The organism is Limnothrix sp. CMB-01 (assembly GCF_055193175.1).
The window spans coordinates 2,903,891-2,920,012 of the sequence record NZ_CM143720.1 but is presented as its reverse complement, the minus strand read 5'-3'; the positions used below and the strand labels follow the sequence as shown (position 1 = coordinate 2,920,012).

The window sequence follows — 16,122 nt, the reverse complement described above, 5'->3', positions numbered from 1 at the left end:
TTTCCGCAATTCATATTCTCCTCTCCATCTCCCATGACTAAACAAGTGCTTGTTATTGATGATGAACCAGACATGCGAGAAATTGCGCGCATTGGCCTGGAGGTTTGTAATGGCTGGCAGGTATTGTTGGCGGCTTCCGGTGCTGAAGGAATTGCCATGGCTGCGGCCCAACAACCTGACGCAATTTTGTTGGATGTGATGATGCCACAAATGGATGGCACGGCAACCTTGGAAGCATTGCAAAAAAATCCCTCCACCAGTCATATTCCTGTCATTTTGTTGACCGCCAAGGTGCAAGCGGCCGATCGCCAACGCTATGCCCATTTGAAGGCGGCCGCAGTGGTTACCAAGCCATTTGATCCCTTGGTGTTGGGAGATTCCATTTGTCAGATTTTGGGCTGGTCTTCCTAATAATTTCTAATACAGCCTTTACCTAAAATAATCGGCACGTCATATCGCAAATGCCATGAAGCAACGGTTCGGTGGGCAGTGCCCACCCTACGGGCAACTGTACTTAGTGATCAAGGTAAGGGCTGCAATCCAGTTGAAATCATCAGGATCTAATTGGATCCAGCGGCTCGATTTCTAATTCAAAGGTCATATGGGCCGAGGCCGATCGCCCGCGAAACGTGCCCGGCATGGGGGCCGTGTTTTGAGGAAAAGCGCTGGCAGCCAGGGGAATATGCCGATCGGCCGTGACCAGCCCTTGGGTGGGGTCATAGCCTCGCCACCCGGCCCCCGGCAAAAAGACTTCAACCCAGGCGTGCAGGTGCTTTTCGGGTAATTTGGGGTCACCCACCTCATAGCCGCTGACAAACCGCACCGCCAAGCCCACCACCCGGCAAACCTCCATAAACAACACCGACAAATCGCGACAGGAGCCGGTTTTGCGCCGCCAAGTCATGCCCGGTGGCATTGGGTCGCCGGTTTCTCGCTGCTGATAGCAACAGTGGTTATAGACCGTTTGGTTCAAGTCGCCCAAAAAGTCCAGGGTGTTGCCATGGTTTTTGTAAAGCAACCCTTGGGCCAACTCCCAAATGGCGGGATCGAGTCGATCGCTCCCCAACCGTTGATCGCTCAGGTAAGGTCGCACCTGGGCCAGCGTTGAGGCGGGATAGTCGAAGGGGAGCGACAGGGCCCAAGGTTCCAGCAAAAAGTTAAACGGGTTCGATCGCAGGGTTTCCACAATGCTGGTGGCCTTCACATGCAAGGATTCCACCAGGTCTCGGTTAAACCAACTTTGAATGACCGTGTTGCCTTCCAGGTCAAAAATATCGGCTAAACCCAGGGGGTGCGGTGACACCTGAAGCTGAAAATCGTGCAAGACCTGGGATCCATCGCAGCGGGGCCGCAATCGCAGGGTATGGGGGCCAAGTTCGACGGGTTGGCTATAGGTGTAATGAATTGCGTGATGGATGCGATAGCGCATGGCCCGGCCTAACGAACGATGGGGATTCCATGGCCATTTTAAGGAAGTCGCCCTTGGAAGTGGGTTTTCCGAGGCGGCCTACGATCGCGCCGATCGCCCCCGACGTTTGGCCGGGCGACTTCGGGGCGATCGCGCAGTGGGTTCACCCCTGGCCGCCGAGGCTGGCTGGGAAGATTGGGCGATCGCCCGCAGGCTGGCTAGTTCCGTTGCGGTCAGGAAGCGCCACTGGCCCGGCTCCAACCCCGCCAAGGTGAGCGACCCGATCGCCACTCGCACCAAGCGCAAGGTGGGATGGCCCACGGCCGCCGTCATCCGTCGCACCTGGCGATTGCGGCCCTCGGTGAGGGTTAACTCCAACCAGGCGGTGGGCACGGATTTCCGAAACCGAATGGGCGGATCGCGAGGCGGCAGGGTTGGCTCCTCGGGCAACAGACGCACCTGAGCGGGGCGGGTTCGGTAGTCTTGAATGGTCACACCCCGTTGCAGTTGGGCGATCGCCTGATCCGGGGGAATCTGTTCCACCTGGGCCCAGTAGGTGCGGGGATGGCCCCAGCGGGGATCACTTAACCGATGTTGCAGCGGCCCATCGTCTGACAGCAGCATTAACCCTTCGCTGTCCCAATCCAACCGCCCGATCGGGTAGATCTCAGGCACATCAATAAAGTCCTTCAGGGTGGCCTTGCCCTCGGAGGGGCTAAATTGGCTCATCACCTGAAAGGGCTTATAAAACAGGACGTAGCGGGCCATCGTCGGGCGGAAAAAAGGGGCAAGGGGCAGTGCGGTGTTGCAGTACGGTGTTTTAGTATTGGCTGCCCGATCGCCGGTGGTGAACCGCCGTGACTCCTGTGGTGTCGAGCACTTTGCCGCTGTTGGCAGTGGCATAAACCACCCAGTGATCGCCACATTCCATGCGACTGCGCACGGTGCATTCCAGAAAAGCCAGGGCATCGGTCAACACCGGGCAACCATTGCTGGCGGTTTCTACTTGTAACCCCTCGAACCGATCGGCCCCTGGCGGGAAGTTTTTCATGAAGTGCCGCCGCAGTTGTTTGCCTTCCGCCAACACGTTCAGGACAAACTGCGAACCCTCATGCATTAGGGACTCGATCGCCCGTTCCTTGGCCACGGCGATCGTCACCCCCGGTGGCTTGAAGGTGGCTTGGGAGACCCAGGAGGCCAGCATGGCGGTTTGCACATCATCCTGGCTGGCGGTGACCACGCACAGGGAACCCACCACGCGCCCAACGGCCTGGGCCGTGCGATCGGCCGTACCGGCGGCCGGTTTGGGAGCGCGACGTTTGTTGGCCCGTTTCAGGGCCTGGGCAAAGTCCGTGCCCGCCTCTTCGCACTGTTGCAAGACCGCTTGGGTGGGGGCAAATTTGACCCGGATTGTGGGCATGGCAAATTGGTAGCCCCCGTCCTGGAGTTTGCTTTCCAACAGGTCGATCGCCTCGCCGCTCCAACCAAAGGAACCGAACACCCCGGCGGGTTTGCTCTTGTCAGCGCTGTTCAGAACAATGCCCAGGGCCGTTTGGATTTGGGTGGGAGCATGGCCGCCCAAGGTGGGGGAGCCGATGATGAAACCGGCGCATTTCTCGATCGCCCCTTTAATTTCCTCGGGATCCAAATATTCGCAGTTGATCGACTCCACCGCCACGCCGGCCTTGGTGATGCCTCGGGCAATGCTTTGGGCAACGGCGGCCGTGTTGCCATAGGCCGAGGCAAAAATCAGGGCTACGGAAAGTTCCTTTTCTGTCTGCTGTTGCGTCCAGTGGCGATAGGCGTGGCGCAGTTCCGCAAAGCCATAGCGGACGATCGGCCCGTGGCCCGGCGCGTAGGTGGCGGCGGGCAGGTCGTCTAATTTATCAAGGGCGGTGCTGACCTGTTTGGACTGGGAAGCGTGCAGGCAGTCGTAATAAAACCGCCGATCGTCCTCGTAAATCTGCCAACCCTCATCAAAAATCTGATCGCCGCAAACATGGGCCCCGTAAAGCTTGTCGGTGAAGGCAATTTGGCTGGCGGGGTCGTAGGTAACCATGCCATCGGGCCAACGGGGAGTCGGAATTGGGATGAATTTCAGCAGGTGACCTTGGCCCAGGTCAAGGGTTTCTTCGCCACGCACCACCTCGATCGCCAAGTCCCGATCGGGAAAGAGCGATCGCAGGGTGATGGCCGCCGGGTTGGAGCAAATGAAGCGGGGGGGCTGGCTGGCTTCCAGGAGCCTTTCAATGGTGGCGGCCCGGTTGGCGTTCAGGTGGCCCAAAATAACGTAGTCGATCACCCGATCGCCCAACCGCTGCGCCAATTTATTCAAAAACACATCGGTGAAGGTTTGCCCCGGCGGGTCAATCAGGGCCACCTGATCGCCTTGAATTAGATAGGCATTGGCGGTAGTGCCTTTTTTGAGGGAATATTCAATCTCAAATTTCAGGCGTTCCCAGGTGCGCGATCGCAACACGGTGGTGCCAGGGCCGATCGGCATCACTTGCACGTCGCGGGGTTTGGCCGTTGGGGGGGTTGCTGTGGCGATCGTCATTGCTGTGGCTCCGTGGTTCAAGCCTGATCCCTATAGTTGCCATCCTAGCGGGATCGTGGGCGCAATCAACGGGCGATCGCTTTGCAAAATGTAATCGGCTGGTTAATCAAATCTGAGAGGGGGGCTGAACAGAGCCTTGAAGTCTTGGCACAGCACCCCTGGTTTTGGGTGCAAGGGGCTGAAGCCCCTTGTCTTTGTGGATTGGGAGGGATCGGGAGGAATCGGGAGGATCGCCGGTTCTAGCCCATACCCAGCAATTTTTTAATCAGGCCGACCTTTTGGGCATAGGGGGCATAGCGCCAATCTAAGTCGAGCCAAGTGGCCTTTTTCAAAACGCTGCGATGGTGCGAGAAGGTGTCAAAGCTGGCCTTGCCGTGATAGCTGCCAATGCCGCTGTCGCCCACCCCGCCAAAGGGCAGCGACGGACAACCCACATGCATCACCGTTTCATTGATGCAAGCGCCGCCGGAACTGGTGCGATCGAGCAAGTAGCGTTGGGTTTGGGTATTTTCCGAAAACACATAGAGCGCCAGGGGTTTGGGGCGACTGTTCACTTGGGCGATCGCCTGATCCAGTTGGTCGTAGGGCAACACCGGCAGAATGGGCCCAAAGATTTCATCGGCCATCACGGGGCTGTCCCAATCCACATCGGTGAGGATGGTGGGGGCAATGTAGCGATCGGCCCGGTTGTGTTGGCCGCCCAAGAACGGTTTCCCAGACTCCAGCAACGCAGCCAGGCGATCGAACTGGCGATCGTTAATAATTCGCCCAAAATCCCCACTCTGGGCCGGATCGGTTCCATAAAATGCCGTGACCGCCCCGCGCAATTGGGCCAGCAACTCCGGCATCACCGCTCGATCGACCAAAAGATAATCCGGTGCGATGCAAGTTTGGCCCGCGTTGAGGAATTTGCCCCAAGCGATCCGCTTCGCCGCGATCGCCAGATTGGCATCCGCCGTCACAAAGCAAGGACTCTTGCCCCCCAGCTCCAGGGTGACCGGCGTGAGGTGCTTGGCCGCCGCTGCCATCACAATGCGCCCAATGGCCGTCCCGCCCGTGAAGAAAATATGGTCAAACTTTTTGGCCAACAGGGCTTGGCTGGTGGCAGCATCCCCTTCAAACACCGCCACAAAAGCCGGGTCAAAGGTTTCCCGAATCAGGGTTGCCACCACTGCCGCCGTGGCCGGAGCCACTTCCGAGGGTTTCACGATCGCGCAATTTCCCGCCGCGATCGCCCCCACCAACGGTGAAATCGCCAAAGAAAAGGGATAGTTCCAGGGGCCAATAATCAGCGCCACCCCCAAGGGTTGCGGTTCAATCCAAGCGGAACCCGGCCATTGATCGATCGACAACTTGGCCTTTTGGGGCTTGGCCCATTGGGTCAAATTTTTCAGGGCCCCGTCAACTTCTGCGATCGAAGCCAATTCAAAATAGGCCTCATATTCCGGTCGGCCCAAGTCCTGTTGTACCGCCGCCACGATCGCGTCCTGTTTGGCCTGAATCGCTTGGCGCAGCTTGGTTAATTGGTCGCGCCGAAATTCCAAATCGCGGGTGCGACCGGTGGCAAAAAACTGTCGTTGGCGATCGAGGGTTTCCCGAATTTGGGTCTCAAGATCCCAATGAGCCGAATTGGTCGGTTGCGTGGCGATCACCATAACTGTTGATTAACCCTTGAATTAACCCTCGAATGACTCGAAAGGGAGTTGTCCCGCAAGTGTGCGCTGATCACTAATCTACTGAAAAATTCCGATTCCAGCTTCGGAACGGTAACCAGGATCCAGCATCCGTTCAGTCAAGTTCAATGGACACTGGAAGGCTGGTTTTTTCAACCGATCTGCCCCAGGCAAGGGAATCAAGCACCTTGTCTTCGATCGCGCGATGATGGAATTAGGCACTTGGACAAATGCTCACCAGCATTAGCCAGCCTTAGGCCGAGGTGGGCAAATCTTGCACAAAATCGAGGGTGAAAGCCTTGCGATAATCAAGTGTTTTGGGATAGACCCCATACTCAACCATGTTTTCAAAAAATTCCTGCCAGCGGGCTTCGGTCATGTAGCCAATGCCGTTAGTAATTGCATCGCCTGAAAGCACAATGCCATATTCCTTGAGCTTCCCGAGACCATAGGTCAAGCGATCGTCTGTCATTTCCGGATAGTCTTTTTTAATCAAGGCATTGCCAGGCGCTGGATCAGCTAAATAGCTATACCAACCCTTGGCAGAAGCCTGCACAAAACGTTTCACCACATCGGGCTTTTCGGCAATCATTTGGGATGTGGTGTCGATGGTGGTGGCGTAGGGTTTATAACCCACATCAGCCAGCAGGAAAACGCTGGGTTTGAAGCCGCCTTCTTTCTCGATGGTGTAGGGTTCTGAGGTGACAAATCCCTGTTGAGCGGAAGTTTTGTCAGCTAAAAAGGGTGCAGGGTTAAAGTTATAAACCCGGCGCTGACTATCCGTAAATCCGTATTTTTTAGCCAACAGTCCCCAAAAATCTGAAACGGCTTGGGGCGTGACAAACAGGGGCTTGCCCTTCAGTTCCGACAAATCTTTTACACCGGGATGGGCCACAATGCAGCGGGGATCCTTTTGGAAATAGGCGGCAACGGTGATTTTGGGAACGCCTTCCGCGACGGCATTCAGGGCGATCGTGCTGTTGCTCATGGCAAAGTCCACCACTTTCCCAAACAGCAGTTGTGTGCCCGTGGCCGCCTGGGGGCCGCCCATCCGAATTTTTACATCCAGGCCATATTCCTGATAAATGCCGGTAGCCAGGGCTTGGTAAAAGCCGCCATGTTCCGCTTGGGCAACCCAGTCTGTGGCGAGGGTGACCCGATCGAGTCCCTTTTCGCCGGTTGGGCTGGGTTCGCTGCTGGTGTTGTTGCCACAGGCGGTGACCAAGCCGGAACCGAGGGCGATCGCCCCGTATTGCAGCAACCGACGACGAGTGAAGGCGGAATCGTTCAACGGAGACATAGGGTTAATTATCGGGAAAATTGAGGATTTTGAGTTCAACGGCTCGATCGGTCAGCCCTGATTAGCCCTGCCCCTTGAATTCTAAACTTCCCATGCCTTGCGCCGTCATTTTCAAGCTTCGTTGCCAAACTTCGTTGCCAAACTTCGGTTCTCAGCCGCGTTTCCAGGTCTTATCGCTCAATCTGCGCTCAATCTGCGCTGAATCTGTGGAATGCCAGCAATTTCTAAATTGGTTTCTAAATTAGCGAGATCGCAGCAAGCCCACGCTTGCTTTCGATGGCAGCGTGGGCTTTTGGATTTTGGAATTCGTTTTGCGATTTCGGGCCGATTGGGTGCGGCTCCTGGCTGTCCAGAGCGAGACCTTCGCCAGACTCTTCGCCAGATTGGGGGTAACTGATCGCCTAGCTGGTGAGGCTGCGGCGGCGGGATTGGGCTTCGTAGCTGGAGCCAATGTCGGTGCGAACGCGACTCAGTTCCCAGCCTCGTTCCAGGCGATCGCGATAGGTATCCAGGCCTTCTTCGTCGGCCGCGCGATCGAGCACTTCTCGATAGATACGGTGAATCGCCACCTGTGCTTCGGCACTGTTGGCAATAGCCCAGCGCACTTTGCGCACTGACCAACCCTGTTCCAGCGCTCGAGCGTAGGTGCGCAGCCCGGCCAAGTCTGCCGGACGACCCAGAACGGATTGATAGAGGCGATCGACCTCGGCCGCATGACCAGGATCGATGCCCGTTGCCAACAGCGACTCATCCCAAGCGCCGGCCACACTCACGTACTGCGCGCCGGACTCCAGACAGAGGGACTGTTGGCGATCGCCCACACAAAGGCTGCTGGCCTGGCTGGGCAGGGCGATCGCGCTGGCGGCAAGGGTGGTGGCCAGCACGGTACTGAGCGATCGACGGGGCGATCGGCTCGGGAGCATTTGGAGCATCTCGTTGAGCTTCAGCATCAGATGCCAACCTAGGTTGCAAAGTCGGGTAGCAACGGCAAAGTTGTCTCCCCATTCTAAGGGGAAAGTTCCGAACCTCAAAAGGGATCCGGCACTTGTTCATGAAACTTTCACAGAAAACTTTCACAGAGGTTGAATGGCGGGAATTGGATTGCCCAAAGACTCCGCGACAGAAACCCGACTTGAGCTAGGTGGGGGAAGGGGCGTGGGCGCAAGAGGGCCCGCGCCAAATCTGGACGCTAGGTCAAAAGACTTAGAGAAAACCCTAGAGAAAAAACTGAGGGCAAAAACTTAGAGAAAAACGGCCAATTTTGAACCTTCAGCGGTTTTTTGCACTTCAATGCGGGCGGTGAACGCCTCCTTGAGTTGGGGAATGTGGGTGACCGTGAGGATGCAACCAAAATCTGGGGCGATCGCATTAATGGCTGCCACCAGTCGATCGCGCCCCGCATCATCCTGGGTGCCAAATCCTTCATCAATGATCAGGAGTTGCAACGCCGTTCCCGATCGCTGGGCTAACAGTCGCGACAGGGCAAGCCGAATTGCAAAATTAATCCGAAAAGATTCGCCCCCGGAATAGGTTTCATAGGGACGAGTGCCTTGAGCATCGGCAATTTGAATCTCTAGGGTTTCGATGGTGGCGCTGGCTAAATCGGTTGCCTTCTGTCGCTTAGTTGCGGTTTTTTTGAGACGTTGAGTCACAAAATTAATGTGCAGTTGGTTGGCACTTAATTGGGACAAAATTCGATTGGCTTCCGCTTCCAGTTGAGGCAAAAGGGTTTCGATCGCCAAGGCTTGAATTCCGTTTTTGCCAAAGGCCTTGGCTAACTCATCGTAAACGCGCTGTTGATGATGTTTTTGCTGAAGCTGTTGTCGATCGCGCCCGATTTGCTCCGCCAGTTGTTGTAAAAATTCCTGCTGTTGGGAAAGTTGGGCTTGCTTGGCTACCGTTGATTCGATCGCCCGTTGCAGATCATTGAGTTGTGCATCGAGCTGTTGTAAATCCTGGCTCGGATCCGGTTGGTTAGCCAGTTGCGATTGCACCTCTGCCCACTGTTTTGCGAGTTGATTTTGGGTTTCGGTTTGGCTCTGTTGGGCTTGGGCGAGCTGACGTTGCCGATCGAGCAGTTGGGGCGCTTCCTGTTGGCATTGACGCAGGGTTTCTGCTCGGGCTAACCACCCCTGAGCCGATCGCAATTTTGCCCGTACTTGTTCATGGCGATCGGGTTGATAATTTAGCGCTGTCAGTTGTTGGTTAATCAGGGCTAATTGAGCGGTTAATGAGGTGGGTTCGTCCGGGTCTAAGTGACTGGTTAAGGTTTTTTGAAGTCGATCGCGCTCTGCCAATAAATCTGGTCGGCGTTGTTGCAATTGCTCTAGCTTGCGTTGGGCTTGGTTCAGCTCATGTTGCTTCAGTTCCACCCATCGCCAGCGATCGACCTCAGCCCGCGCCAAAGCCAGGTTTCGATCGTCAAAATTCAAGGCTGTTAGGCGATCGTCCAACTCAGCTAGCTCATGCCGCAAATCTGGGAGCGATCGCCCCAATTCTGGTAACGATTCGGGGACTGATCCGCCCCGATCAAACCAATCCAAAGTTGCTGTGAGCTGGGCGATTGTGGCTTCCTGAGCCGTCAAAGAAATTTGTTCTTGCTCCAGGCTTTGCAGTTGTTCTTGCAGCTTGCCCCGTTCTTCAATCAAACGATTCAGGGGCTGCAATTCCTGTTTGAGGTCTCGATATTCCTGGCGCAAAATCTGAATTTCACGTTCTGTCAAAGCCAACTGCTCTTGGAGCACCCACAGGCGATCGCGCAGTTCCGTTTCTTCGAGTTTTTGCTTAGCTTGCACTCGCTCCAGGTGATGTTGATCCAAGGGTTGGTCGCACAGGGGACAAGCACCATAGTCCTCTAAAATTTCGTGAATTTCCTGGTTTTGACTCTTCTGAATCGCTGGTTGCTCTGCCAATAGGGTCATTTTTTCAGTCAGTTTTGCAAGCTGATTTTCTAAATCCACCCGCATTCCTGTTAAGCGATCAATAAACCCTTTTCGTTCAGTGCCTTTCTCTTGCACCCGATCTTGATAAACTTTGCGATTTTCAAGGGCTTGAATTCGCTGATCAATCTGTTCCCATTGCTGAATGAGTTGGGGACGACGCGCCACGGAAGCCATCGCTCGTGGCTGCAAATTTTGCAATTCTTCCAAACGAGCTACCAAGCGCGATCGCACCCGATCGCCCTCTTGAAGAAGCTGTTGCCGCCGTTGCACCAAGGGAGCCGCCTGGGTTTGCATTTGCTCCAATTGGTTTAAATGGTGGCGTGCAGTTTGCCACTGGGTGGCCGCCGACTCCACCTCCGATCGCTGATTCAGAATGCTGTGTAATTCCTGTTCCTGTTGTGCCAAATCCTGCAAGCGACTATGCAATGTGCGCTGCTCATTTTCCAATCGGTTCACTTCCCGATCGAGCGCTTGTTGTTGCCGGTTTCGCTCCGTTGTCCATTGATGATATTGCTGGGATTTTTGACCCAAAAGCTCATCTTCCCGTTGCCATTGCTGAAGCTGCTGAATTCCCGCTTCAATTTCCGTTTGAGCGGCCAGGGTGCGATCAATTTCTGCTTGTCGCTGGGCCAGCCGTTGGCCTTCCTGGGCTAACCGTTCCAGCTCTTGGTGAGCGGTTTGTTGCTGCTGCTGAATCCATTGCAATTGTTGTTGTTGGGTTTGGCGTTGCACTGCAATCGATCGCAATTGCTCCAGTCGGGTTTCTACCTTTTGCCGATCGCCCCGTAACGTCTTGAGCTGCTGCTCAACGGTGGCTAACTCTTGGGCCAAACTCGTTCGATCGGCTAGCTTTTGCTCCTGCGCTTGAATCGACTCCTCCAGTTGCTTGGCTTCACCCTTCAGCAGCTTTGAGCGTTCCCTCGCCTGTTCTGCCAAATCATCGTATTGCCCCAGCTTCAACAAATCTGCCAAAATATCCTTGCGATCGGCCGGTGTTTTCAACATGAATTCATCGGCTCGTCCCTGACGCAAATAGGCGGAATTAACAAAAGTGTCATAGTCCAGCCGCAAGCGCTGCAAAATAGCGGCTTGGGTCGCCCTTGACCCCCGTTCCGTCAGGCTGCGAAAGGCCCATTGATCGGGATCGCCCTCATCGATCGCCATCTGAAATTCCAAGGCAGTGGTTTGGCCCAATCGGCGTGTTCGGATCACCCGATAAACCTCATGCCCAAACCGAAAGGTAAAGTTAACGGTTGCTTCCGTTTCGCCCGCAAAAATCACATCATCTTCAGTGGAAGCGCGACTTTTACCCCAAATTGCCCAAGCCATGGCTTCTAGGAGTGATGACTTCCCTGCACCATTGGCTCCACAAATGCAAGCCGTTTGTAGCCCCCCAAAGTGTAGGGTTGCTTCTCGATAACTAAGGAAATTTTTGAGGATGAGCTGTTCGGGGATCACGGTTAACCTCTGCCCTGCCTCTCCCAACCCACTGCCGATGAATGAGCTGGATTAATCTTGCTGAATGAGTTACTTTTCAGGCTCATTTTGACATTTTTGGCACTCCTTTTGGGTGCTCATTCAAAAACAGGCTATAACCAGAAACGGCAGCCCCCGTATGGGGGGCGATCACCCAAGCCCTCGCCACGGCGCGGCCTGGGTAACGATCCAGCCCCCTCCAATGCCTACCCTTCTCAACCACTGATCGTCTATTTTTTAGGCTCTCTGAACCATGGCAAAAATTGGTTATTTGGTTAACCGCCGCAGCGGCAAAAAAATTCGGGTTGGCGCTTGTGTCAAATCCACAAGCAAGCCACCGAGATTTAGTCTGTTTCAGTCAAAACTTGGTGCTGATCAGTTGCCCAGCCGCGTTGATTTGCGTCAATACATGACCCCCGTTGAAGATCAATCCACCGTGGGCAGTTGCACCGCCAACGCGATCGCCGGAGCCTATGAATATTTAGCGCAGCGGGCCCACGGAGAAGCGGGCGACATCAGCCGTCTGTTTATTTACTACAACACGCGGCGCGCGGAAGGAACCGTGGGCGACGGTGGCAGTTCCATCAGCGGCAGCATTCAAGTGCTCGAAGAAGTTGGCGCTTGCACCGAAGAAACCTGGCCCTATGTTCCTGAAGACTTTGACGCGGAACCTTCCCCCGAAGCTTACGAGGAAGCACAGAACTTTTTGGTGGATGAAGCCCGTGAAATTCCCATTGATTTAGCAGCCATGAAAGGCTGTTTAGCAGAGGGTTATCCCTTTGCCTTTGGCTTGATTCTCTACGATTCTTTTAATCAAGCGGGAAAAGGCGGCCGCGTTCCGTTGCCCAGCCGCAATGAGCAAGTTCGCGAAACCCACGGGGCCCACGCCATGCTCTGTGTGGGTTATTCCGATCGCAATGAAGCCTTTATTGTACGCAATTCTTGGGGATCGGATTGGGGTGATCAAGGCTATTGCTATATCCCTTATGACTACATGACCAACACGGATTTGTGTTTCGATTGTTGGGCAATTCAGCAAGTTTCGGATCTGGATTTTTCGGCTGGTATTGACAGCGAAGATGACGAAGAATTTGCCAGTGACTACAACTCTGAGGACGATGAGAGTGATTATGACTACTCAGAGGAAGAGGACGAAGAAATCAGCGTCTCAGTAGACTACGACGACGAGGAAAGCGGCGAGGAAAGCGACGAGGAAAGCGACGAGGAAGAAGAGTACGACGACGAAGATTACGAAGATTCGGAAGAGGAGGAGGAAGAAGATTACGACGAAGAGGAGGAATATGACGAAGAAGAAGTAGAAGAGGACTACGAAGAAGAAGAGGAGGAAGATTACGACGAAGAGGAGGAAGAAGAAGAGTAAGTTGCTGATTGGGCGTTCGCTCGATCGAACCTTTGGCTGTTCTCGGTTCTCCAGTGATTAATCAATGGATCAGCCGATCGAGGATTGACCATCTTGAGCAAGGGGCTTCAGCCCCTTGTCTGAAGCGGTTTCAAGGCTTTTTGGTCATGGGCTTTGCCACAGCCATTGGCCAGCCTCAATGTTGCAAAAGTTGGCGGGGACTCATACAGGGCGATCGGGTCACGCGACACTAAGGGATGGTTCTTGTTCCCAGCGCCATGCAATCCACCGAGTTTTTGCCCCAACCCGCCCCCAGCACCGCGCCCGAGGCCGCCCAGGCGACCCAAAATCGCAAAGCCGACCACCTGCGAGCCTGCTTGCAAGACGATGTGCAGTTCCGGCAGGTGGGCAGCGGCTTGGATCGCTACCGATTTGAGCATTGCTGTTTGCCGGAACTGGATCGATCGACCATTGATCCCAGCACTCAATTTCTGGGCAAACCGCTGCGGGCCCCGTTGCTCATTTCCTCCATGACGGGCGGCACAGACCAGGCAGAACAAATCAATATGCGGTTGGCGGCAGCGGCCCAGCGCTGGGGCTTGGCCATGGGCGTTGGCTCACAGCGGGTGGCGGTGGAGCGGCCGGAGGTGCGCCGAACCTTTGCGGTGCGATCGGTCGCTCCAGACATTCCGTTGTTTGCCAACCTGGGGGCGGTGCAGCTTAACTATCGCTATGGTTTGGCTGAGTGCCAGTCTTTGGTGGATTGGTTGGCAGCAGATGCGTTGATTTTGCATCTGAATCCCTTGCAAGAGGCGGTGCAAACCAAGGGCGATCGCAACTTTGCTGGGTTGCTCGATCGCATCGCAGACCTTTGTGCCCAACTGCCCGTGCCTGTGATTGCCAAGGAGGTGGGCAACGGCATTTCGCGCACCATGGCTGAAAAGTTGCTGGCGGCCGGTGTCCAGGCGATCGACGTGGCCGGAGCGGGGGGCACATCTTGGGCCAAAGTGGAGAGCGTGCGGGCTTTGGATCCTAAACAGCGTCGCTTGGGCGAAACCTTTGGTGATTGGGGCATTCCCACGGCTGAATGTATCACTGCAATTCGCCAGGTAGCCCCAACGATTCCGCTCATTGCGTCCGGTGGTCTGCGCAATGGTTTGGATGCGGCTAAGGCGATCGCCCTCGGGGCAAATTTGGCGGGATTCGCCATGCCCTTTTTACATGCGGCCAACGAGTCCGACAGTGCTTTGGATTTTCTGTGTGATGTGTTGATTGCGGAACTGGAAACCGCCATGTTTTGCACCGGCAATCGCACGATCGAAGATCTACAAACCCGCGGCCGACTGCAACTTCAGTAGGCGACTGTGCCTGATGGCAATCGCTTCTCGGGCGCTGAGGGGATGATCCCTTCAGCGATTCCTCAAGATGGGGTCAAATTGGATCGCTGCTTGAGCCAGACTTTAAAATAGTAGAACTTTGAGTGATCACAATCACAATCAAAATGTAATTTGCAGTTTCCCGAGTTAGGGACGCGTCCCGCTTTCCTAGGGCTAGGGATTAAGATCAAGACAGCAAGATAAAGATAGAATAAGTATAAGCTTCTGACGATTCATTGTAACCACTTCATCAGTGGCTTTTCTTTGCTTTTTTGCCCTTCAAGAATGCGCCTCAAAAGGTGGCATTGCCTTTTGCGTGGCTTTTTTCATGATTTTTTCAGGGCTGTTTGGATGGCTGCTGGGATGCCCTTGATGGGTGAGTCCTGAATTCCTGGTGTTGAGTAGTTTGGCAAACGTTGCTCAACACGATCGCCCACAAGCCACGACCAATACCCTGTTCAAAATCACTGCCCGATCGTTGCTCTGGTGACCCAATGGGGAATGGCGATCCGGCTCGAAATCAAGCTTCTTTCGCTCAATCTTCTCTCTAACGTTAGGTTCATGACCAATTCCCAGGCAATTGCAGCCAATTCAGAACCCATTCGACGATTAGCGACGGGCAAGGCAGAATCGCCAGCCCGGCCGTTTGATCCCGGATCGTTTCTAGTTTTGGTGGTTGATGATGTCAGCCAAAATGTGCGCCTGTCGATCGAAATGCTAGATCAGGCGGGCTATGAAACCACATTTGCCATGACGGGAGCCGAAGCGTTGATGAGGGTGCGATCGGCCCAACCGGATTTGATTTTGCTGGATTTGATGATGCCGGGAATGAGCGGTTTGCAACTGTGCGATCGCCTGAAAGAAGATCCGATTCTGCGGGATATTCCCGTGTTGTTTGTCACGGCCAGCAACGAAGAAACCCACATGCTCGAAGCCTTTCAGCTTGGCGCTGTGGACTACATCACCAAGCCCTTTCGATCGGCGGAACTCCTGGCCCGGGTGCGGGTGCATTTGGAACTCAAGCAAGCACGCGATCGCCTTAGTCAGGCCCTGAATGCCCTGCAACGAACCCACGCCCAACTGCAAAGCGCCTACACCGAATTGGGCCGCTTGGCCACCACCGACCCCCTGACCGGTTTGGCCAATCGTCGGCATTGGATGACCCTGGCCAAAAAGGAATTTCAGCGCAGTTGTCGCTATCAACATCCCCTTTCGGTGTTGATGTTGGATTTGGATCACTTCAAGGCCGTGAACGATACCTATGGCCATGCCGTGGGCGATTTGGCCTTGGCCACGGCCACCCAAGCCGCCAGCAGCATTCTGCGAACTCAGGATTGTCTGGGGCGCTATGGGGGTGAGGAATTTGTGATGCTGTTGCCGGAGACCGATGCGGCGGCCGCTGCGATTGTGGCGGAACGGATTCGCAAGGCGATCGCCGATCCGACCATCACCAGTTTGCCCAGCGCCCCGGGCTTAACCCTAACGGTCAGCATTGGCGGCACAAGTTGCCAGTGTACCGACACCTCGATCGAGGCGGCCTTGAACCGGGCCGATCGGGCCCTCTACCAAGCCAAAAACCGGGGCCGCAATCGAGTGATGATGGTGCTGTAGCGGCCCGATTGTTTACGGTTGATTAACCTTCGGCAAGGGCCCACTGCTGGCCGAGGTGCGATAAACTGTTACGAAATGTAAAACTCAAAACGTAACAATTCAGGAACAAACCATGACTCAACCACAACCGACCACCACCCCCAACCTCGAAGAACCCAAATTTGGCTTCAATGACTATGCCGAGCGCCTGAATGGCCGCGCCGCCATGGTGGGTTTCCTGCTGGCTTTGGCGATCGAGGCGGTGACGGGTCAAGGGCTGTTGGCTTGGTTGGGCCTGCTGTAGGGGCCTGCTGTTGTCCGTTGCTTGGCAACCTGCTGCAACTGGTTGAGCTTGTTGAGCGGGATTTGCCAAGCCTCATCCTTTGCGAAATGCTTTGTGAAATTAAGGGCGCAGCCCCTGCCCGATCGCTCGGTTCAAG

Annotated in this window: 12 protein-coding genes; 5 read left to right on the top strand and 7 right to left on the bottom strand. The window is 55.0% G+C overall.

The window, feature by feature from the left end; all coding sequences use genetic code 11:
- Nucleotides 1-33: 33 nt before the first annotated feature.
- A complete protein-coding gene (locus ACZA91_RS12205; RefSeq protein ID WP_099534953.1) occupies nt 34-411 on the top strand; it encodes a response regulator in 378 nt (125 codons plus the stop codon).
- A gap of 142 nt (nt 412-553) precedes the next feature.
- Here the strand turns inward: ACZA91_RS12205 and ACZA91_RS12200 are convergent, their stop codons facing one another.
- From ACZA91_RS12200 to ACZA91_RS12170, 7 genes are all read right to left on the bottom strand, one after another.
- A complete protein-coding gene (locus tag ACZA91_RS12200; RefSeq protein ID WP_463182453.1) occupies nt 554-1,429 on the bottom strand; it encodes a transglutaminase family protein in 876 nt (291 codons plus the stop codon).
- Between the two features lie 78 nt (nt 1,430-1,507).
- Nucleotides 1,508-2,176, bottom strand: coding sequence for a pseudouridine synthase (locus tag ACZA91_RS12195; RefSeq protein WP_099534951.1), 669 nt, complete (start codon nt 2,174-2,176; stop codon nt 1,508-1,510).
- 52 nt (nt 2,177-2,228) lie between these two features.
- The gene (locus ACZA91_RS12190; RefSeq protein WP_463182452.1) at nt 2,229-3,965 is read right to left on the bottom strand and encodes a diflavin flavoprotein; all 1,737 of its coding nucleotides are present in this window, start codon (nt 3,963-3,965) and stop codon (nt 2,229-2,231) included.
- 239 nt (nt 3,966-4,204) lie between these two features.
- Entirely contained in the window at nt 4,205-5,620 is a 1,416-nt protein-coding gene (locus tag ACZA91_RS12185; RefSeq protein WP_463182451.1) for an aldehyde dehydrogenase, read from the bottom strand.
- 271 nt (nt 5,621-5,891) lie between these two features.
- Nucleotides 5,892-6,938: an ABC transporter substrate-binding protein gene (locus tag ACZA91_RS12180; protein WP_099534947.1), complete on the bottom strand. Its 1,047-nt coding sequence runs from the start codon at nt 6,936-6,938 to the stop codon at nt 5,892-5,894.
- A gap of 401 nt (nt 6,939-7,339) precedes the next feature.
- Nucleotides 7,340-7,870, bottom strand: coding sequence for a DUF4214 domain-containing protein (locus ACZA91_RS12175; RefSeq protein ID WP_158234531.1), 531 nt, complete (start codon nt 7,868-7,870; stop codon nt 7,340-7,342).
- Nucleotides 7,871-8,179: 309 nt separating this feature from the next.
- The gene (locus ACZA91_RS12170) at nt 8,180-11,338 is read right to left on the bottom strand and encodes an AAA family ATPase (RefSeq protein ID WP_463182450.1); all 3,159 of its coding nucleotides are present in this window, start codon (nt 11,336-11,338) and stop codon (nt 8,180-8,182) included.
- Between the two features lie 271 nt (nt 11,339-11,609).
- Between ACZA91_RS12170 and ACZA91_RS12165 the strand changes: the two genes are divergently transcribed.
- The 4 genes from ACZA91_RS12165 to ACZA91_RS12150 all read left to right on the top strand — a co-directional run bounded on the left by ACZA91_RS12165 (nt 11,610) and on the right by ACZA91_RS12150 (nt 15,986).
- Nucleotides 11,610-12,737: a C1 family peptidase gene (locus ACZA91_RS12165; RefSeq protein ID WP_463182449.1), complete on the top strand. Its 1,128-nt coding sequence runs from the start codon at nt 11,610-11,612 to the stop codon at nt 12,735-12,737.
- Nucleotides 12,738-12,994: 257 nt separating this feature from the next.
- A complete protein-coding gene (gene fni / locus ACZA91_RS12160; RefSeq protein ID WP_463182448.1) occupies nt 12,995-14,074 on the top strand; it encodes a type 2 isopentenyl-diphosphate Delta-isomerase in 1,080 nt (359 codons plus the stop codon).
- 579 nt (nt 14,075-14,653) lie between these two features.
- Nucleotides 14,654-15,703, top strand: a complete 1,050-nt coding sequence (locus ACZA91_RS12155; protein WP_463182447.1) for a diguanylate cyclase — start codon at nt 14,654-14,656, stop codon at nt 15,701-15,703.
- A gap of 112 nt (nt 15,704-15,815) precedes the next feature.
- The gene (locus tag ACZA91_RS12150) at nt 15,816-15,986 is read left to right on the top strand and encodes a chlorophyll a/b-binding protein (protein WP_099534942.1); all 171 of its coding nucleotides are present in this window, start codon (nt 15,816-15,818) and stop codon (nt 15,984-15,986) included.
- Nucleotides 15,987-16,122 lie beyond the last annotated feature (136 nt).

Coding starts and splice junctions, on each gene's coding strand:
- ACZA91_RS12205 (WP_099534953.1), top strand. CDS start 34: ATGACTAAACAAGTGCTTGTTATTGATGATGAACCAGACATGCGAGAA.
- ACZA91_RS12200 (WP_463182453.1), bottom strand. CDS start 1,429: ATGCGCTATCGCATCCATCACGCAATTCATTACACCTATAGCCAACCC.
- ACZA91_RS12195 (WP_099534951.1), bottom strand. CDS start 2,176: ATGGCCCGCTACGTCCTGTTTTATAAGCCCTTTCAGGTGATGAGCCAA.
- ACZA91_RS12190 (WP_463182452.1), bottom strand. CDS start 3,965: ATGACGATCGCCACAGCAACCCCCCCAACGGCCAAACCCCGCGACGTG.
- ACZA91_RS12185 (WP_463182451.1), bottom strand. CDS start 5,620: ATGGTGATCGCCACGCAACCGACCAATTCGGCTCATTGGGATCTTGAG.
- ACZA91_RS12180 (WP_099534947.1), bottom strand. CDS start 6,938: ATGTCTCCGTTGAACGATTCCGCCTTCACTCGTCGTCGGTTGCTGCAA.
- ACZA91_RS12175 (WP_158234531.1), bottom strand. CDS start 7,870: ATGCTCCAAATGCTCCCGAGCCGATCGCCCCGTCGATCGCTCAGTACC.
- ACZA91_RS12165 (WP_463182449.1), top strand. CDS start 11,610: ATGGCAAAAATTGGTTATTTGGTTAACCGCCGCAGCGGCAAAAAAATT.
- fni (WP_463182448.1), top strand. CDS start 12,995: ATGCAATCCACCGAGTTTTTGCCCCAACCCGCCCCCAGCACCGCGCCC.
- ACZA91_RS12155 (WP_463182447.1), top strand. CDS start 14,654: ATGACCAATTCCCAGGCAATTGCAGCCAATTCAGAACCCATTCGACGA.
- ACZA91_RS12150 (WP_099534942.1), top strand. CDS start 15,816: ATGACTCAACCACAACCGACCACCACCCCCAACCTCGAAGAACCCAAA.